Genomic DNA, 17,869 nt, shown 5'->3' on the forward strand with positions numbered 1-17,869 from the left:
GTCAGGGAGCGCCGAATGCGAGCCAGCGGCGGCGATCATAGCCTGCTCGCGCCATCGCCGTGTCATTGATTGTGATCTCGAGATCGATTGTCGGAGCGTCCTCGCGTGTCGCCAGCAGAGTTCCGATGAGGTTCTTGGCCCGGTGGAGGTCGAGCGCGTAGTCGATCACCAGCACGCTGGCGGCTCGCGCCAGCGCCAGCAATTCCGGCGGCATGGCCGCCTTGGCGCCGAACGGCTTCAGCGACAGGCCGAGCAAGACCAGCGCGAAAGGTCGGTCTGGCGGCGCCAGTGGCACCTGTTGCAGCTTCGCGGCCAGGTGCCGGACGCGGCAGGGCGCACCGTTCAGCGTCTCGGCAGCGAAAGCGGGAATCTTCGGGTCGATCACCGTCACCGAGGCCGGGCGATGATGCAGGAAACCGGTGATCGGCAAGCCGGCGCCGCCGATCTCGATCACATGCGGGCAGTGGCGCACCGCATGAGCGGCCAGGACCTGCCGCAATGGCGCGGCTGGACTCGACAGATGCGGCAGCAGCACACCCGGCGCGGCCGCGCTGGCGTTTGTTGGCGGCTGTGCATATGGTCCCGCCGCCCGCAAATCCTCCGGCATCATGGTATTCCGTTCGTCGCCCGCATGATCAGCACACCGCCTGCCGACACTCTCTATGACATCCTGCGCGGTGTTGCAGCTTTGACCGGCGATGCGGTCGTCGCCGACCTGGCGCGGCTCGTCGGCAAAGGCGTGCCGGCTGATCTCTCGATTGCCTTCAACCATAAGCAGATCGCTTCGAAGCGCTGGTTGGTGGACGAGTTGACCAAAGTGCTGCCGAAGCCGGATGGACCGGTCTTCGTTCTCGGCGCCTGGTACGGTGTCCTCGGCGCTCTGCTGCTGGCCGCGCCGCGCCTCGACATCGCCGAGCTGGTCAGCCTCGACATCGATCCCGATTGCGCGCCGATCGCCGAAACTCTCAACCATCGCCATGTCGCTGCGGGGCGTTTCCGGGCCGTGACCGCCGACATGATGGGGCTCGATTTCGAGCGGGTCGAAGGCGGGCGTCCGGGGCTGGTGATCAACACCAGCTGCGAGCATCTCGATGATGTGCCGGGCTGGATCGCCACCCTGCCGGCCGGGTTGCCGCTGCTGCTGCAATCCAACGACTATGTCCGCGAGCCGGACCATCGCAGCTGCGTGCCTTCGCTCGAGGCCTTCAAGGTTCAGGCCGGGCTGTCGGAGCTGTGGTTCGCCGGCGCGCTGCCGACGAAGAACTACACCCGCTTCATGCTGATCGGCCGCAGATGAGCAGCGCCGAGTCCGAAGGGCCGGCGGTCGCGATCGCGATGAAGGGCTATCCGCGCCTGTCGGAGACCTTCATTGCCCAGGAGCTGCTCGGCCTGCAGCGGCTCGGCCTGCCCTTCGCGATCTGGTCGCTGCGTCATCCGACCGATGGTGCGCGGCATATGATGCATCGGGAGATCGCGGCGCCCCTGCACTACCTGCCGGAGTATCTGCACGACGACTGGCCGAGGGTGCTGCGCGGCATTGGGCGAGCCTTCACGCGGCCGAGCATCGTCAGGCTGCTTGGCGTCTTCCTGCGCGATCTGTCCCGAGATCGCACGCGCAACCGTCTGCGCCGCTTCGGCCAGGCCTGCGTGATGGCCCGCGAGCTGCCGGCCAGCACGCGCCATCTCCATGTCCATTACCTGCATACGCCGGCTTCGGTGATCCGCTATGCGGCGCTGAGCCGGGGTCTCTCCTGGTCGTTCTCGGCCCATGCCAAGGACATCTGGACGACGCCGGACTGGGAGAAGCGCGAGAAGATCGCCGACGCGCGCTGGGGCGTGACCTGCACCCGCGACGGCCATGCCGAGCTCAACCGGTTTGCCGAGCGGGCGGACAAGGTCGCGCTGCTCTATCACGGGCTCGACCTCGCGCGGTTTCCGGCCCCGCCCGAGGCGCGCGCGCCGCGCGACGGCTCAGATCCGACTGAGCCGGTGCGGTTCATCACCATCGGGCGGGCGGTGGCGAAGAAGGGCTTCGACGACCTGCTGGCAGCGCTGGCGATCCTGCCGGCCGAGCTGAACTGGCGGCTCATCCATATCGGTGGCGGCGAGATGCTTGCCGCCTTGAACGCGCAGGCGGACAAGCTCGGCCTCGCGGCGCGGATCGAGTGGCGCGGGCCGCAGGCGCAGGATGCGGTGATCGCGGCGCTGCGGGAGGCCGATCTCTTCGTGCTACCCTCGAAGCAGGCGGACAACGGCGACCGCGACGGCCTGCCCAATGTGGTGATGGAGGCGGCGAGCCAGGCCCTGCCGATCGTCGCCACCAATTTCGCCGGCATCCCGGAATTCGTGCGGCACAGCCGCGAGGGATGGCTTTTACGGCCGGGCGACGTCACGGCCCTGGCCAAGGCGCTGGAGGGGCTGGCGCGCGATCCGCACTGGCGCGCGAAGCTCGGCGCCGCCGCCTTCGACAGGTTGCGGACCGAGTTCTCGGCGCAGGCCGGGCTGGAACGGGTGCATCGGGCGCTGCTGGCGGCAGTCGCCGACACGGATGGTGGCGCGCCATGAGTGCGCGCATCCTGGTTGCGGTCACGCATCTGCTCGGGATCGGCCATCTGGTGCGGGCGCGGCAGTTGGCGCGGGCGCTGGCTGGAGCAGGCCACGAGGTGACGCTTGCCAGCGGCGGCATGCCGGACGGCAAGGCGGCGGCGGATTATCGCTTCGTGCAGTTGCCACCGGTGCGCACGCAAGGCACGGATTTTCGCAATCTGCTCGACGAGGACGGAAGGGCCGCTACGCCGGAGCGACTGGCCGCAAGGTGCGAGCAACTGGTCGCACTGGCGCGCGAGCTGTCGCCCGATATCGTCGTCACCGAGCATTTCCCGTTCGGACGGCGCCAGCTCGCCAGCGAGTTCCTGGCGCTGATCGCGGCAGCACGCGATGCCAATCCGGATGCGCTCGTCCTGTCGTCGATCCGCGACGTGCTGGTCGCGCCGCAGCGCCCGGACCGATTGGCCGAGACGGCCGAGCGGATCGCCAGCCTGTTCGATGCGGTGCTGGTCCATGGCGACCCAGGCGTCCTGCCGCTCGAAGCCTCCTGGCCGGTGACGCCCGAGATCGCAGGCAAGCTCATCTATACTGGCTATCTGGCGACATCAGCCCAATGCCCTCATCCTGAGGAGCCGCGCAGCGGCGTCTCGAAGGATGCTCCAGAAGGCACCGGAGCCTCGGCGAGCATCCTTCGAGACGCCATCTCTGACGAGATGGCTCCTCAGGATGAGGGCTTGAAGAATGCAGACGGCACCATCCTCGTCTCCGGCGGCGGCTCTGCGGCGGCGCTGCCCCTGTTCGAGACCGCGCTCGCCGCTGCCCGGCTGATGCCGCAGCGGCCTTTCCATCTCCTGATCGGCCGCGGCGTCTCCGAGGCCGACTTCGCCACCCTGCGACAATCGGCTCCGGACAATGCCGTCGTCGAACGGGCCCGGCCGGATTTCCCCGGCCTTCTCGCCGGCTGCGCGCTCTCGATCAGCCAGGCCGGCTACAACACCGCGCTCGACCTGTTGCAGGCCGGGCGGCCGGCGCTGCTCGTCCCCTTCGACGCCGGCAACGAGACCGAGCAGGCCCTGCGCGCCGCCGCGCTGGAACGGGCCGGGCTGGCGCACGTCGTGAAACTTGCTGACGGGGCGCAGGCGCTCGCTGCCGCTATCGAAACGACGCTGGTACAAGGCGTCCCGCCGGCTGCGACAGCCGATCTCGACGGTGCGGCGGGCACTGTCGCGGCGATCGCGAAGCTGCTCGCGGATCGTCCCTGAGCCGTGCGTGAATGCATGCCGGCGAAGGGACGGCATGCCTCTTGCGAATTGCCGGCCCAAGGCTTTCGCTTTAATGAGGTTCTACACGCCTCCCTTTCGGTCGGCTCCAGGACACCGGATCTTCAGCCGGCCCCTGTCCTGCGCCCGGAGAAGAACGATGACAACGACGACTGCCTCCGCCCCCGGGATGCCCGACATGAAGCTGTCGGTGCGTCAGGTCTTCGGGATCGACAGCGATCTGGAGGTGCCGGCCTATTCGCAGGCCGAGGCGCATGTTCCCGACTTCGACGCGGACTACCGTTTCGACCGCGACACCACGATCGCGATTCTCGCCGGCTTCGCCCATAACCGACGCGTGATGATCTCGGGCTATCACGGCACCGGCAAGTCGACCCACATCGAGCAGGTCGCGGCCCGCCTCAACTGGCCCTGCGTTCGCGTCAACCTCGACAGCCACGTCTCGCGCCTCGACCTTGTCGGCAAGGATGCGATCGTGCTGAAGGAAGGCAAGCAGATCACCGAGTTCCAGGACGGCATCCTGCCCTGGGCGCTGCAGAACAACATCGCGCTGGTCTTCGACGAGTACGATGCCGGCCGCCCGGACGTGATGTTCGTGATCCAGCGCATTCTGGAGCAGTCGGGCAAGCTGACGCTGCTCGACCAGAAGCGCGTCATCCGCCCGCACGGCGCGTTCCGGCTGTTCGCCACCGCCAACACGGTCGGCCTCGGCGACACTTCGGGCCTCTATCACGGTACCCAGCAGATCAACCAGGGCCAGATGGACCGCTGGTCGATCGTCACCACGCTGAACTACCTGCCTCACGACAACGAAGTCGCGATCGTGCTCGCCAAGTCGAAGCACTACCAGACCTCGCCGGAGGGCAAGGACACCGTCAACAAGATGGTCCGCGTCGCCGATCTCACCCGCAACGCCTTCATGAACGGCGATCTCTCGACCGTGATGAGCCCGCGTACGGTGATCACCTGGGCGGAGAACGCGGCGATCTTCGGCGGCGATATCGGCTTCGCCTTCCGCGTCACCTTCCTCAACAAGTGCGACGAGATGGAGCGCACGCTGGTGGCCGAGTTCTTCCAGCGCTCCTTCGGCAAGGAATTGCCGGAAAGCGCGGTCAACGTCGTCCTGAGCTGAAACGCCCTCGCGAGAGTGCGTCACTCTCGCGATCGGACCAGGCTCAACCAGCAGGAGGCCGGCCATGGCTCGGTATGAAGGTTCCTGTCACTGCGGGCGGGTCGCCTACGAGGTCGAGGCCGACCTCTCGCGGACGATCACCTGCAACTGCTCCTATTGCCAGCGCCGCGGCTCGGTGCTGGCCTTCAGCCCGGCGACCAGCTTCACCCTGACCAGGGGCGAGGACGCGCTGACCGAATACCGCTTCAACTCGCAGAAGATCCAGCATCTCTTCTGCGAGACCTGCGGCATGGAATCCTTCGCCCGCGCCAACGCGCCGGACGGCACGCCGACCGTCGCGATCAACGTCCGCTGTCTCGCCGGCGTCGAGCCGACCGAGCTGAGCCCGACGATGTATGACGGGCGCTCGCGCTGAGGAGCACGCCGTGAGCGCCGCCGACAGCAAGCAGGCCACGATCCAGCGCGAGGCGGATTTCGCCGCGACGCGCGAGGCCGTCGTGCGCGGACTCTCCGCCCACAACGAGGCCAGGGTCGGGCCGCGCAGGGCCGAGCCCCTGGCGCTCAGCCTGCGCGACGAGAACGGCACCATGGTCGGCGGCCTGATCGGCGAGCTGAAATGGGAGTGGCTCTATGTCGACCTGTTCTGGATCGACGAGGCCCATCGCGGCGCCGGCCATGGCGAGGCGCTGCTGGCGATGGCCGAGCAGGCGGCGCGCGACTATGGCGCGCGCGGCGTCTATCTGGGCACGATGAGCATCCAGGCGCCGGGCTTCTACCCCCGCATGGGCTATCGTGAATGCGGCCGCATGGAGGACTATCCGGTCGCCGGGCAGAGCTTCCACCACTTCATGAAGGCGCTATGAGCATCTCCAACCGCAAGCCCGGAACCCCGAAGGAAGCCCCGGCCGAGCCGCTGAAGCGGGCGGTCTCGGGCGCGATGAAGGCGATCGCGCGCAAGCCGGAGATGGAGATCGTCTTCGCCGCCGACAAACCCTCGCTGGTCGGCGAGCGCGCGCGGCTGCCGGAGCCGCCGCGCAAGCTCACCGCGGGCGATGTCGCGATCCTGCGCGGCCATGCCGATTCGATGGCGCTGCGCCTCGCCTGCCACGATGCGGCGGTCCATCGCCGCGCCGCGCCCGAAGGCGATGCGGCCCGCGCCGTCTTCGATGCCGTGGAGCAGGCCCGGGTCGAGAGCGTCGGCTCGCGCCGGATGAGCGGCGTCTCCGGCAACATCTCGGCGATGCTGGAGGACCGCTATCATCGCGGCGGCCGCTATGAGGAGATCACCGACCGGGCCGATGCGCCGCTGGAAGATGCGCTCGCTTTGATGGTGCGCGAGCGCCTGACGGGCCTGAAGCCGCCCAAGGCGGCGGAGAAGCTGGTCGATCTCTGGCGCGAGCAGATCGAGGCCAAGGCGGGCGACGATCTCGACCGGCTGTCGAAGTCGATCGAGGATCAGCGCGCCTTCGCCCGCACGGTGCGCGACCTGCTCGTCTCCCTCGACATGGCCGAGCAGTCGAGCCAGGGCGACGACGCCGAGGAGGACGAGGACGATCAGGACCAGTCCTCCGACGACCAGCAGCAGGAAGAGGGCGAAGCCGAGCAGCAGAGCCAGGGCGAGCGCTCTGAAACCGAGACCAGCGAGGACGCCGCCGAGGAATTGCAGGAAGGCGCTTCCGAGGCGGCCGATGCGCCGGCCGGCGACTGGGACGAGGAAGACGAGAATTCCGAGGCCGAGGAGGCCGGCGAGGCGCCGCGTCCGCGCGACAGCCGCGCCAATGACCGGCCGCAGACCGACTACAAGGCCTATACCCAGAAGTTCGACGAGATCGTCACGGCCGAGGAGCTCTGCGACGCCGAGGAGCTGACCCGCCTGCGCGCCTATCTCGACAAGCAGCTGGCGCATCTTCAGGGCGTCGTCGCCCGGCTGGCGAACCGGCTGCAGCGCCGCCTGATGGCGCAGCAGAACCGCTCCTGGCAGTTCGACCTGGAGGAGGGCGCGCTCGATCCCTCGCGCCTGCCGCGCATCATCATCGACCCGTTCCAGCCGCTCTCCTTCCGACAGGAATCGGACACGAACTTCCGCGACACGGTGGTGACGCTGCTGATCGACAATTCCGGCTCGATGCGCGGCCGGCCGATCACGGTGGCGGCGACCTGCGCCGACATCCTGGCGCGGACGCTGGAGCGCTGCGGCGTCAAGGTCGAGCTGCTCGGGTTCACCACCCGCGCCTGGAAGGGCGGGCTGTCGCGCGAGAGCTGGCTGCAATCGGGCAAGCCGGCCAATCCCGGCCGCCTCAACGATCTCCGGCACATCATCTACAAGGCGGCCGATGCGCCATGGCGGCGGGCGCGGAAGAATCTCGGGCTGATGATGCGCGAGGGGCTGCTCAAGGAGAACATCGACGGCGAGGCGCTCGACTGGGCGCATAAGCGCCTGCTCGGCCGCCCCGAGCAGCGCAAGATCCTGATGGTGATCTCGGACGGCGCGCCGGTCGACGATTCTACCCTCTCGGTCAATGCCGGCAGCTATCTGGAGCGGCATCTGCGTCATGTCATCGCCGAGATCGAGACGCGCTCGCCGGTCGAGCTGATCGCGATCGGCATCGGCCACGACGTCACCCGCTACTACCGCCGCGCCGTCACCATCGTCGATGCCGAGGAGCTCGGCGGCGTGATGACCGAGAAGCTGGCCGAGCTGTTCGAGGAGGATGCCGCCGGGACAAATTCGCGGGGCTCGCGCCGCCTGCAATGAGCCCCAGCCGTCGCAGCGTCCTCGCCGGCCTCGGCGCGGCGGCTTTCAGCCTGCCCGCACGGGCTCAGAGCCTGGAACCCGGGCGCGTCTCGGTCAGCATCTCTGCCCGGCCGATCACGAGCTTCGAGCCGGGCAATGCCACGAAGACACGTTTCGGCCAGCTGACCTTTCGTGGCGGGCTCCAGCTCTCCGGCAGCCATCCCCGCTTTGGCGGTTTCTCCGGGCTGTGGCGCTCGCCCGACGGGGAACGGATCGTCGCGATCACGGATAATGGCTTCTGGCTGACGGCAAGGGTCGCTCGCAAGCTGGGCAAGCTCGCGGGGCTGGAGGAGGCGGAACTCGCGCCGATCCTTGGGGCGTCCGGCAAGCCGCTGCATCGCTCGCGCTATTTCGATACCGAATCGCTGGCGATCCAGGGCGGTACGGCCTTCATCGGCGTCGAGCGTACCCATGACATCCTGCGCTTCGACTTCGCGCGCCATGGCGTCGAGGCGCGGGCGCAGCTGGTGCAGGTGCCTCCGGCTGCCAAGCGCCTGCCGAGCAATCGCGGCTTCGAGGCACTCGGCGTGCTGCCGGCCGGCCACCCGCTTGCCGGGGCGCTGATCGCGATCTCCGAGCGCTCGGGCCGCGAGGACGAGCCGACAACGGGCTTCATTCTCGGCGGGCGCCAGCCGGGCACGCTGCAGGTGGTCCGCCGCGACGGCTACGACATCACCGACCTCGCCTTCCTACCGGGCGGCGACATGCTGCTGCTGGAGCGCTGGTACAAGCCGCTGCGCGGTGTCGGCATGCGCATCCGCCGCATCGCCGGGGGTGCGATTCGTCCCGGAGCAAAGCTCGACGGGCCGATCCTGATCGAGGCCGATCTCGGCCAGGAGATCGACAACATGGAGGGGATGGCGGTCCACCAGGAGAGCGGGCGGACCATCATCACCCTGATGTCGGACGATAATTTCTCGACCTTCCTGCAGCGGACGGTGCTGCTGGAGTTCGAGCTGGTACCTTAGCCGCTCGTCATGCTCGGGCGTGCCCGAGCATCTCAGGCAGGATGAGGCGCTCATCGGCGCCTTCTTGCGCTTCGCTTCGCCCGAGAATGACGAGATGAGTCCAAACGAAAAAAGCGGCCTTGCGGCCGCTTCGTTCAGTCCCGAGGGAAACCGGCGCTCAGTTGGCGGCGAGCTTCTTCTCGATGTCGCGCTTCAGCGTCAGCGCGCCGGTCGACAGATCACCGGCCGGAGCCTTGACCAGGAAGGCATCGAGGCCGCCGCGATGGTCGACGGTGCGCAGCGCATTCGCCGAGACGCGCAGGCGGACCGAACGGCCGAGCGCATCCGACTGCAGCGTGACGTTGACGAGGTTCGGCCGGAAGACCGTCTTGGTCTTGCGGTTCGAGTGGCTGACGAGGTGGCCGGTCAGGGTGGCTTTCCCGGTCAGTTCGCAACGGCGGGCCATGATCGTGTTCCCAAAATCTCCGAGTACTCAACGCAAAATGCCGACACGCGACGTGCCGGCAGGCGAGCACCGGAAGTCAAATTGAAGTGGGCGGTCTATAACGGGCCGGTGACAGCCCGTCAAGGCAGGACGCGCGAAAGCGCTCCGGAAACATCTCGGTAACCATTATCCCGCCAAGCTGACGGTAGCCAGTCACGATTCGGACCGAATCCCAGTGCATGCGACGATGTCCGTCGCGCTTCGGAGCCTCAAGATGAAGCTCGCCTTGTCGCCTGCCAGCAGCGCCCTCATCACGCTGCTGATGCTTGCCCTGCCTGCGCCGGCCGTACAGGCCGCGTCGCTGGATGCGACCTATGACGTCAGCCTGCTCGGCCTGTCGCTCGGCAAGGCCAATCTCGCCGGCGGCATCGACGGCGGCAGCTACAAGCTCGACGCCACCGCCAAGCTGACCGGCCTCGTCGGCAGTTTCACCGGCGGTCGCGGTTCCGGCACTGCGACCGGCAACCTCAACGGCAGCCGGCTCTCGCCGACGGCCTTCGCGGTGTCCTCGGCCAATTCCAGCGAAAGCCGCACGGTGCGCATGGCGCTCGGCGGCAATGCCGTGCAGGCGCTGGCGATCGAGCCGCCGATCGATCCCAAGCCCGATCGCGTCCCGCTCAAGGACGAGCACCAGCGCAACATCATGGATCCGCTCAGCGCCTTCCTGATGCCGGTCGAGGCTTCCGGCCGCAATGGCGGCGCGGCGGCCTGCAACCGCACGCTGGCGATCTTCGACGGCGCGGCGCGCTACGACATAAAGCTGAGTTATTCCGGCACGCGCGAGATCAAGATCGACGGCTATAGCGGCCCGGTCTCGGTCTGCCAGGCGCGCTACGTGCCGATCGCCGGCCATCGCTCCCTGCGGCCCTCGACCAAGTTCATGGCCGAGAACAAGGAGATCTCGACCTGGCTCGCCCCCGTCGCCGGCACCAACATGATGCTGCCGGTGCGCATATCCGTGAAGACGATGATCGGCACGGCGGTGATCGAGGCCTCGAGCTTCAAGGTCGATCCGGGCGTGACGGCGACCGCGACGCGGAATTGAGGTTCCCCATCAACGGCTACGGCCGAGTTCGAACGGGAATGGCACCTGCTCGAAGATCGGCAAGACTCCGATCTTCTGGATCGTCTTCATCTCCCAGTCGTGCAACATGGCCGCAATACCGGCTTCGTCTCGCGCTTCCAGTAAGGGAGCGAGATGGTCAACAATGAGCGCATAGCTACCCTCCGACCAGTAGCGAGATTTTCGGGGGTGCAGCGCCATCCAACGCGCGGTCTCGAGCGCATCATCAAAACGCCCCATCGCTGAAGCCAGCTGGACCTTGTGCAGCGGCGAATTGACTGTCTCACGATAGCCAAACTCTCGATTCTGGTCGAAGCTCAGAAGCGCATCGAAGCTTTCGATGGATCTCAGCATCGGTAAGATGCGTTCCTCCACGACTCGGAGGAATGCATCCTTGAAGTTCGGTTGCGACCAGTATCGTGGCTGGTCCTGGCCGGTCGAGAAACCCTCGAGCCAAAAGCCTTGCACGGTTGCGCAGGGGTCGCAGGTATAGCCGATCGAGAAGAATAGATCCGGCAGGTCGGATCCCCTCGTACGATCGATCGAGACGGAACGGATGATATGGCGTAGTGGCCTGAGGACGACAAACGGTCCATATCGTACCAAGTCATGGTGCCGAGCTACCAATGTGTCGAGGAGCTCGGCAATTTGCTTCTTCGATGTCACTTGCTCGGCCTGACTTCGAGGACGACGATGCGACGCGCGCTAGCAAAGCCATATCGCCCTGCGTTCGCCAAAATATCCGAGCGGCGAACGGACAGGCCTCGTCTCCCGGCCTTGAAATCGTAAATGCAAAGTGTTCCGTCAGCCCTCAATTCGTAGGCGTCATAACGCACTGTATCGGGATAACCGTACCGGCGCAGGGTCTCCGAGGTCGGTTCGCTTAACTCCTTCAAGAACGACCGCTCGGCCTTCAGGTCGGGATAGTTCTGCGTCGTGATTTGGTTGCCCATGTTCGTCTGCACATACGTCCCGTAAACGGCCGGTGATGGATATTTGCTCGCGGGCCCGACCGTCGCAATGGCGGCGTCGAGGCGGGACTGCAGTTCGGGCAGATAGCGACACGCTGCTTCCGCTTCGGAGCGGCTGATCTGGCCGACATAGCCAAGGTCGAAGCCAGGCGCTTCGCCGGGGCGATAATCTCGCGCGTTAAAGGCAATGGTCGCTTCCAGCCCATCGATCTTGTTTCGCGCCGACAGCCAGGTGAAGAGCGTCAGAGCCGATGTGATCGTGACCTCCGCCGCCGCGGGGGCAGCGGGCAGCAATGGAGCGAACGCCTGCTGCACGGTCGCCTCGCGCCCCGGCCCGCGTTCGGTCCAGGTCGAGCGCGAACCGACCTCGCCGTCGGGACCACCATCGCGGATCGTCTGGGTGCGGTCGGCTGTCTCGAAGGTGGTCTTGCCGCCTTCGGGCGAGGTGACGGTGTGCCGCTCGTCCCAGTCGTTCCTGCGGTCGGCCTCGGCGAACTCGGAGTGGATGGTCGAGCCGTCGCGGTTGACGACGGCGCGTTCGGCCAGCAGGCCGTCGGGGCGCATGGCGTCCTGATAGAAGGCCCAGCTCTCCTCGCCGCTGGTATCGGCGACGACATCGCCGAAGTTCAGCGCACTCGACAGGGCAGCGCCAAGGTCGCTCAGAAAATCCGTTCCGGCCAACGCTGGGCCGCCCCCGCCTCCACCGCTGGTCCACTGCCCGCCATCGGCATTGCCAGCCGGCACGCGCGGCTGGTCGGGATTGTATTTGCGGGCGAGCTCATGGCGCAGCAGCCGCGTCTGGCCTTCAGCGAAACGAGCCCGCGGCGCAAAAGGACGATCTCGCGCCAGCGCGCGCTATCACTGGGTGAACGATACGGCTGATCCGGCATGGCGTGCTCCCCTGTCTTGAGCGCGCCATTCTCAGGCCGCCGGAAGCGCGGGGGATAAGATCGCCGCCCATCCCCGCCGGCACTTCGGCTACCATGCCTTCCCGCGCATGCAGGCTCTGCCCCTGCGTGGATTGCGGAACGCTCGTTCGAGGCGCTAGCCTTCCCGGCGATTCGGTTCCGGAGCCGTCATGTCCAGCGATTTCGCCTTGCCGCCCGGCCTCAGGCACCGCCAAGTTGTCGTGCGGGACACCGTTCTCCACGTCGCCGAGGTCGGCGACGGGCCAGCAGTCCTTCTGCTGCATGGCTGGCCGGAATTCTGGATGAGCTGGCTGCCGGTGATGAACCGGCTGCACGGTGAGTTCCGTCTGATCGCGCCCGATCTGCGCGGCTTCGGCGACAGCGGCAAGTCAGCGACGCCGCGCAGCGATGTCGGCGCCAACGCCCATGCCGACGACATCGCGGCGCTATTGGACGCGCTCGGCACCGGGCCGGTCGGCGTCGTCGGCCACGATGTCGGCGCCTATGTTGCGCAGGGGCTGGCGCGGCGTCATCCGCAACGGGTCGAGAAGCTCCTGTTCTTCAACTGCCCGACGCCGAGTGTAGGCTCGGCCTGGGTCCGCGATGGCCATGTCAACGAGATCTGGTACCAGTCCTTCCAGCAATTGCCGCTGGCGGAGCAGTTGATCGGCTCCAGTCGCGAGGCCTGCGCGCTCTATCTCGGGCATTTCCTGACGCATTGGTGCCATCGCAAGGATGCCTTCGCGCCGGTCTTCGACACTTACGTCGAGAACTTCATGAAGCCCGGCAATCTGCGCGGCGGCTTCGACTGGTATCGGAGCCAGAACGCGGCGCGGATCGCCGCGATCGACGGGCACCCGGCTCCCTCCGTGCCGATCCATCAGCGCACGAGGGTCCATTGGGGCCGGCACGACCCGATCCTGAAATCGGAGTGGGCGAGCTTCCTGTCGCATTATTTCGACGATGTGGAGGTGAGCTTTTGCGAGGGCGCCGGCCATTTCGTCCATGTCGAGGCGCCGGATGAGGCGGCGCAGGTCGTGGCCGATGTGTTCGCGGATTAACTGGCGGCTTATTGTCTACCGTATTCCTCGGAGTCCTCTCGCGTTCTGGCGCACAACACCTACATGAGCGAAAGCGGCCCTCGCGCGCGCAAGTCGGCGAAGGATGAAGAATGAGGGCGATTCAAAATCTTGTGGTTTTTGAATCGCTTGCCGCAATATCTCGCCGTGAACGAAACCTGATTCTGTGGGAGTCAGCGATTCGGCCCCGCTTCGTTCCGGACTCGTTCTGTTCACGGATCGGGTTGCCTTCAGGCGGCTCGACCCGGTAGGGCTTGCCCCGCCCGGGCTGCAGGAAAGCTCCAGCGTCTTGATCCAAACCCGTTCCCTTCCGCCTTCGCTCCGCGCTCGCGGCGTCACGGCGGTGCTCGGACCGACCAATACCGGCAAGACCCATCTCGCCATCGAGCGGATGGTCGCGCATCCCACGGGCATGATCGGCCTGCCGCTGCGCCTCCTGGCGCGCGAGGTCTATCAACGCGTCGTCGACAAGGTTGGGCCACACGCCGTCGCGCTCGTCACCGGCGAGGAGAAGATCAAGCCGGAGCGGCCGAGCTTCTGGGTCTGCACGGTCGAGGCGATGCCGCGCGACCTTGCGGTCGATTTCGTCGCCATCGACGAGATCCAGCTCGCCGCCGATCTTGATCGCGGCCATGTCTTCGCCGACCGGCTGCTCAATCATCGCGGCCGCGAAGAGACGATGCTGATCGGCGCCGGCACGATGAAGCCGCTGGTCGAGCAGCTCATCCCCGGCGTCAACGTCGTCTCGCGGCCGCGCCTGTCCAACCTGTCCTTTGCCGGCGACCGCAAGATCACCCGCCTGCCGCGGCGCTCGGCGATCGTCGCCTTCTCGGCCGAGGAGGTCTACGCCATCGCCGAGCTGATCCGCCGGCAGAAGGGCGGAGCGGCGGTGGTGCTGGGGGCGCTCAGCCCACGCACGCGCAATGCCCAGGTCGAGATCTACCAGTCGGGCGATGTCGACTATCTCGTCGCCACCGACGCGATCGGCATGGGGCTCAATCTCGATGTCGACCACATCGCCTTCGCCGGCGACAGCAAGTTCGACGGCCATCACTATCGCAAGCTCAACCCGGCCGAGTTCGGCCAGATCGCCGGCCGGGCCGGGCGGCATCTGCGCGACGGCACCTTCGGCACCACCGGGCGCGCGCCGCCCTTCGATCAGGACCTGGTCCAGGCGATCGAGGATCATCGCTTCGACTCGGTGCGGCAGGTGCAGTGGCGCAACTCCGATCTCGACCTGCGCTCGATCCCGGGGCTGCTCGACAGCCTCAATATCCAGCCGCAGGAGCCGGGGCTGACCCGGGCCCTGATCGCCGAGGACATGACGACGCTGGAGATCCTGGCGCGCGATCATGACGTCTCGCGGCTGGCGCAGGGCAAGCCGGCGGTGTCGCGGCTCTGGGAGGTCTGCGGCCTGCCCGATTATCGCAAGATCGCACCGATGCAGCATGCCGAACTGGCGACGACGCTCTATCTGCGCCTGATGCGCCATGGCCGGCTCGATCCGGACTGGTATGCCGGCCAATTGGCTGCGCTCGACCGGGTCGATGGCGAGATCGACACCCTCTCGGCCCGCATCGCCCAGGTGCGGACCTGGACCTATGTCGCGAACCGTCCGGACTGGTTGCCTGATCCTGAGCATTGGCAGGGGGTGGCGCGTCTTGTAGAGGACAGGCTGTCGGACGCTTTGCACGAACGGCTTGCCAGCCGATTCGTCGATCGGCGCACGAGCGTGTTGATGCGTCGCCTGCGGGAGAATGCAATGTTGGAGGCCGAAGTCACCGCGACCGGCGATGTCCTGGTCGAGGGTCAGCATGTCGGATTGCTGCAAGGCTTCCGTTTCACGGCGGACCCGAAGGCGGGTGGTCCGGAAGCGAAAGCTTTGAACGCTGCGGCGCTGAAGGCGCTGGCTGGCGAGCTCGAGGCCCGCGCCTCGCGCGTCGTACTGGCCGGCGACGATGCCTTCGTGCTCTCGCATGATGGGTTGGTGCGCTGGATCGGCGAGCCCGTGGCACGCCTGGCCGCTGGCGATAAGGTGCTTGAGCCGCGCCTGCGCCTGATGATCGACGATCACCTGCCGGCGCAGGCCCGCGAGCAGATCGAGACGAGGCTGGCCGCCTGGCTGAAGCATCACGTCACCAAGCTGCTCGGCCCACTCCAGATCCTGGAGAACGCCGAGAGCGTCAGCGGCATCGCCCGCGGCATCGCCTATCAGGCGGCCGAAGCGCTCGGCGTGCTCGAGCGCAGCAAAGTCGCCGAGGAGATGAAGACGCTCGATCAGGAAGGGCGGGCGGGCCTGCGCCAGCTCGGCATCCGCTTCGGCGCCTTCCACCTCTATGTCCCGGCGCTGCTGAAGCCGGCACCGCGGGCGCTCGCCGCCCAGCTCTGGGCGCTGAAGCACGGCAATCCGGAGACCGCCGGGCTCGACGACATCTCGCATCTCGCCTCCTCCGGCCGGACCTCGTTCCCGGCCAACAAAGAGATCCCGAAGGGACTCTATCGCGCCGCCGGCTACCGCGTCTGCGGCGAGCGGGCGGTGCGCGTCGATATCCTCGAACGCCTCGCCGACCTCATCCGTCCGGCGATCGCCTATCGACCTGGCGTGACGCTCGGCCAGCCGCCGGTTGGCGCTGCCGATCAGGACGGCTTCGTCGCCACCGGCGCGATGACCTCGCTCGTCGGCTGCGCCGGCGAGGATTTCGCTTCGATCCTGCGCTCGCTCGGTTATGTCTCGCAGAAGCGCCCGGGCCCGGCCATCACGGTGCCGCTCGCTGTTGCGCCCGCGCCGGCCGCGACCACGCCGGCAGTCCCGGTGGAGGCCGTGGCCGAGGCGACTGACGCGCTTGATGAAGCGCATTCCGTCGACGTCGAAGGTGCGGTCGAAAGCACGGAAAGCGTCGCTGCCGCGGGTGAAACCCCGGATGCTCCGATCCTGACCGATGCCGAGGTCGCTGCCGCTCCGACGGAAGACGACGTCGCCAGCCCGGCCGAGCCGGTGCCGGCCGATGCGATGTCGATCCTGGCCCTGCCGAGCGACAAGCCGGTGGCGGAAGCCGCGTCCCCGCCCCAAACCGAGACGGCCGAGCCTGTCGTTGCCGCCGAGGCGGCAGGCGAGCTTGCCGCTGCGGTCGAGGTGACTGCGCCTGCCGAGCCCGAGCTGATCGAGATCTGGCGGCCGCATCGCCATCAGGGCGGCCGTCGTCCCGAGCAGGGGCAGCGTGGACGCCGGCCCGACCGCCGCGCCGGTGCTGCCGAGGCCGCTCCCGTCACGGGAAGCGGCGAGGGCAAGCCGAGCGGGCAGCGTCCGCCGAATCGCAACCGCTGGCGCGAAGGTGGCTGGAACGGCCCGCGCCCGGCCGGCGGCGAGCCTGCAGCGCAGGAAGGTGCTGGTCGCAATGCCCAGGGGCGTGACGGGCGCCCCGAGCGTGGTCCCCGGCCCGAGTTCAAGCGCGATGGCGCCCGCCCCGGTGGTGGTCCGCGTCGCGAGGAGCGTGGCGGCAAGGAGCAGCGCTTCCAGCAGCCGGCGCGGCCGCGCCCGGCCGAGCGCCAGCCCGATCCGGATTCGCCCTTCGCCAAGCTGCTCGCCCTCAAGGCCCAGCTCGAGGGCAATGACGGGCGCAAGCGCTGACGCAGCGTAGGGAGGCTGCTTGCGGGACGATCGGCAACGCCTCGACAAATGGCTCTGGTTCGCGCGCTTCGCGCGGACCCGCCCCGCCGCTGTGCAGCTGGTGGAGGACGGCCATGTCCGCATTGCAAGTAAGCGCGTCGAGAACCCGGCGCTCGGGGTGAAGCCGGGGGATGTCCTGACGCTGGCTTTGCCGCATGCGACGCTGGTGGTGCGCGTCACTGCCTTCGCCGAGCGGCGAGGCTCCTACGAGCAGGCGCAGACGCTGTATGAGGTCCTGAGCGGCGGCGAACGCGGCGTTCCGCCGCTTGCGCCGGAGGAGCCGAAGCGATAACGCGAAGGCTGCGCGGGACGTGTCAGCGTGCCTGCGAAAAATCTTCTCGAAACGGTTGTTTCGATGGAAGTTTGATCTCGTTTCCGGTCGTGACAGGGCCTTGAAACATTCTCTCGACCGGCTCTAAAGAAGCGCCGGCCGATTGGAAGGACAGCGCCATGACCTATGTGGTCACCGAGAACTGCATCAAGTGCAAGTACATGGACTGCGTCGAAGTCTGTCCGGTCGACTGTTTCTATGAAGGCGAGAACTTCCTCGTCATTCATCCCGACGAGTGCATCGACTGCGGCGTCTGCGAGCCGGAATGCCCGGCCGAGGCGATCAAGCCGGACACCGAGCCCGGCCTCGACAGCTGGCTGCAGCTCAATGCGAAGTTCGCTGCGAGTTGGCCCAACATCACGCAGAAGAAGGACTCGCCGGCCGACGCCAAGGAGTTCGACGGCGTGCCGAACAAGCTCGAGCTTCTGTCGCCGGAGCCCGGCGAAGGCGACTGACGTTACCCTTCGTCAGAGCCTGATCGAGGTTAACCATGGCCGGCCGCAACGCGGCCCGGCGGCATTCGCATTCCGTTTACCTTTGATTCGGCGCGAATTTTGTGGTATCCACAAGCCACAGTCGAGTTCTTTCCGCCTGCCCCTGCGAGGTTACACAAACGGGGCACTCCCAGAGACGACAGCAGGCCCG

At 67.1% G+C, this 17,869-nt stretch carries 17 protein-coding genes; 13 read left to right on the plus strand and 4 right to left on the minus strand.

Going from position 1 to position 17,869, the window contains the following annotated elements; all coding sequences use genetic code 11:
• Position 1: 1 nt before the first annotated feature.
• Complete coding sequence (locus tag CXY91_RS30975) at positions 2–979, minus strand: hypothetical protein (protein ID WP_248307538.1); 978 nt, start codon at positions 977–979, stop codon at positions 2–4.
• Between the two features lie 24 nt (positions 980–1,003).
• Here CXY91_RS30975 and CXY91_RS30980 point away from each other — a divergent pair, with 24 nt between their 5' ends.
• The 8 genes from CXY91_RS30980 to CXY91_RS17905 all read left to right on the plus strand — a co-directional run bounded on the left by CXY91_RS30980 (position 1,004) and on the right by CXY91_RS17905 (position 8,721).
• The gene (locus tag CXY91_RS30980) at positions 1,004–1,297 is read left to right on the plus strand and encodes a hypothetical protein (RefSeq protein ID WP_248307539.1); all 294 of its coding nucleotides are present in this window, start codon (positions 1,004–1,006) and stop codon (positions 1,295–1,297) included.
• Positions 1,294–2,565 carry a glycosyltransferase family 4 protein gene (locus CXY91_RS17875; protein ID WP_100962581.1) on the plus strand — a complete coding sequence of 424 codons (1,272 nt, stop codon included), beginning with the start codon at positions 1,294–1,296 and terminating at the stop codon, positions 2,563–2,565. Before CXY91_RS30980 ends, CXY91_RS17875 begins: the two co-directional genes overlap by 4 nt.
• A complete protein-coding gene (locus CXY91_RS17880; RefSeq protein ID WP_100962582.1) occupies positions 2,562–3,809 on the plus strand; it encodes a glycosyltransferase family protein in 1,248 nt (415 codons plus the stop codon). The genes CXY91_RS17875 and CXY91_RS17880 overlap by 4 nt, the downstream gene beginning before the upstream one ends.
• A gap of 157 nt (positions 3,810–3,966) precedes the next feature.
• Positions 3,967–4,959 (plus strand): cobaltochelatase subunit CobS, encoded by a 993-nt coding sequence (gene cobS / locus CXY91_RS17885; RefSeq protein WP_091838043.1) that lies wholly within the window; start codon positions 3,967–3,969, stop codon positions 4,957–4,959.
• Between the two features lie 64 nt (positions 4,960–5,023).
• Positions 5,024–5,374, plus strand: a complete 351-nt coding sequence (locus CXY91_RS17890; protein ID WP_100962583.1) for a GFA family protein — start codon at positions 5,024–5,026, stop codon at positions 5,372–5,374.
• 10 nt (positions 5,375–5,384) lie between these two features.
• The gene (locus tag CXY91_RS17895; protein WP_158673466.1) at positions 5,385–5,822 is read left to right on the plus strand and encodes a GNAT family N-acetyltransferase; all 438 of its coding nucleotides are present in this window, start codon (positions 5,385–5,387) and stop codon (positions 5,820–5,822) included.
• Positions 5,819–7,714, plus strand: coding sequence for a cobaltochelatase subunit CobT (cobT, locus tag CXY91_RS17900; protein WP_100962585.1), 1,896 nt, complete (start codon positions 5,819–5,821; stop codon positions 7,712–7,714). Before CXY91_RS17895 ends, cobT begins: the two co-directional genes overlap by 4 nt.
• Entirely contained in the window at positions 7,711–8,721 is a 1,011-nt protein-coding gene (locus CXY91_RS17905; protein WP_100962586.1) for an esterase-like activity of phytase family protein, read from the plus strand. The genes cobT and CXY91_RS17905 overlap by 4 nt, the downstream gene beginning before the upstream one ends.
• A 157-nt stretch (positions 8,722–8,878) precedes the next feature.
• Here the strand turns inward: CXY91_RS17905 and rpmB are convergent, their stop codons facing one another.
• The gene (rpmB, locus tag CXY91_RS17910) at positions 8,879–9,166 is read right to left on the minus strand and encodes a 50S ribosomal protein L28 (protein WP_091838032.1); all 288 of its coding nucleotides are present in this window, start codon (positions 9,164–9,166) and stop codon (positions 8,879–8,881) included.
• Between the two features lie 253 nt (positions 9,167–9,419).
• On the opposite strand from rpmB, the gene CXY91_RS17915 reads away from it, so the two are divergent.
• Positions 9,420–10,250: a DUF3108 domain-containing protein gene (locus tag CXY91_RS17915; RefSeq protein ID WP_158673467.1), complete on the plus strand. Its 831-nt coding sequence runs from the start codon at positions 9,420–9,422 to the stop codon at positions 10,248–10,250.
• 9 nt (positions 10,251–10,259) lie between these two features.
• Here CXY91_RS17915 and CXY91_RS17920 read toward each other — a convergent pair whose 3' ends face one another.
• Positions 10,260–10,934, minus strand: a complete 675-nt coding sequence (locus CXY91_RS17920) for a hypothetical protein (RefSeq protein WP_100962588.1) — start codon at positions 10,932–10,934, stop codon at positions 10,260–10,262.
• The gene (locus tag CXY91_RS17925) at positions 10,931–11,920 is read right to left on the minus strand and encodes a hypothetical protein (RefSeq protein WP_158673468.1); all 990 of its coding nucleotides are present in this window, start codon (positions 11,918–11,920) and stop codon (positions 10,931–10,933) included. Before CXY91_RS17925 ends, CXY91_RS17920 begins: the two co-directional genes overlap by 4 nt.
• Positions 11,921–12,317: 397 nt before the next feature.
• Here CXY91_RS17925 and CXY91_RS17930 point away from each other — a divergent pair, with 397 nt between their 5' ends.
• The 4 genes from CXY91_RS17930 to fdxA all read left to right on the plus strand — a co-directional run bounded on the left by CXY91_RS17930 (position 12,318) and on the right by fdxA (position 17,679).
• The gene (locus tag CXY91_RS17930) at positions 12,318–13,208 is read left to right on the plus strand and encodes an alpha/beta fold hydrolase (RefSeq protein ID WP_091838023.1); all 891 of its coding nucleotides are present in this window, start codon (positions 12,318–12,320) and stop codon (positions 13,206–13,208) included.
• Positions 13,209–13,518: 310 nt separating this feature from the next.
• On the plus strand, positions 13,519–16,854 hold the full coding sequence (locus tag CXY91_RS17935) for a helicase-related protein (RefSeq protein ID WP_100962750.1): 3,336 nt from the start codon (positions 13,519–13,521) through the stop codon (positions 16,852–16,854).
• 19 nt (positions 16,855–16,873) lie between these two features.
• On the plus strand, positions 16,874–17,185 hold the full coding sequence (locus tag CXY91_RS17940) for an RNA-binding S4 domain-containing protein (protein ID WP_100962590.1): 312 nt from the start codon (positions 16,874–16,876) through the stop codon (positions 17,183–17,185).
• 158 nt (positions 17,186–17,343) lie between these two features.
• Positions 17,344–17,679 carry a ferredoxin FdxA gene (gene fdxA / locus CXY91_RS17945; protein ID WP_091838018.1) on the plus strand — a complete coding sequence of 112 codons (336 nt, stop codon included), beginning with the start codon at positions 17,344–17,346 and terminating at the stop codon, positions 17,677–17,679.
• Positions 17,680–17,869: the final 190 nt, after the last annotated feature.

The organism is Allobosea sp. FBZP-16 (genome assembly GCF_002831785.1).
Taxonomy (GTDB): domain Bacteria; phylum Pseudomonadota; class Alphaproteobacteria; order Rhizobiales; family Beijerinckiaceae; genus Allobosea; species Allobosea lupini.

Bases quoted from the DNA above. Each gene is read 5' to 3' on its own strand.
- cobS (WP_091838043.1), top strand. From the start codon at position 3,967: ATGACAACGACGACTGCCTCCGCCCCCGGGATGCCCGACATGAAGCTG.
- CXY91_RS30975 (WP_248307538.1), bottom strand. From the start codon at position 979: ATGGCGATGGTTGAGAGTTTCGGCGATCGGCGCGCAATCGGGATCGAT.
- CXY91_RS17905 (WP_100962586.1), top strand. From the start codon at position 7,711: ATGAGCCCCAGCCGTCGCAGCGTCCTCGCCGGCCTCGGCGCGGCGGCT.
- fdxA (WP_091838018.1), top strand. From the start codon at position 17,344: ATGACCTATGTGGTCACCGAGAACTGCATCAAGTGCAAGTACATGGAC.
- CXY91_RS17880 (WP_100962582.1), top strand. From the start codon at position 2,562: ATGAGTGCGCGCATCCTGGTTGCGGTCACGCATCTGCTCGGGATCGGC.
- CXY91_RS17930 (WP_091838023.1), top strand. From the start codon at position 12,318: ATGTCCAGCGATTTCGCCTTGCCGCCCGGCCTCAGGCACCGCCAAGTT.
- CXY91_RS17890 (WP_100962583.1), top strand. From the start codon at position 5,024: ATGGCTCGGTATGAAGGTTCCTGTCACTGCGGGCGGGTCGCCTACGAG.
- rpmB (WP_091838032.1), bottom strand. From the start codon at position 9,166: ATGGCCCGCCGTTGCGAACTGACCGGGAAAGCCACCCTGACCGGCCAC.
- CXY91_RS17915 (WP_158673467.1), top strand. From the start codon at position 9,420: ATGAAGCTCGCCTTGTCGCCTGCCAGCAGCGCCCTCATCACGCTGCTG.
- CXY91_RS17875 (WP_100962581.1), top strand. From the start codon at position 1,294: ATGAGCAGCGCCGAGTCCGAAGGGCCGGCGGTCGCGATCGCGATGAAG.
- cobT (WP_100962585.1), top strand. From the start codon at position 5,819: ATGAGCATCTCCAACCGCAAGCCCGGAACCCCGAAGGAAGCCCCGGCC.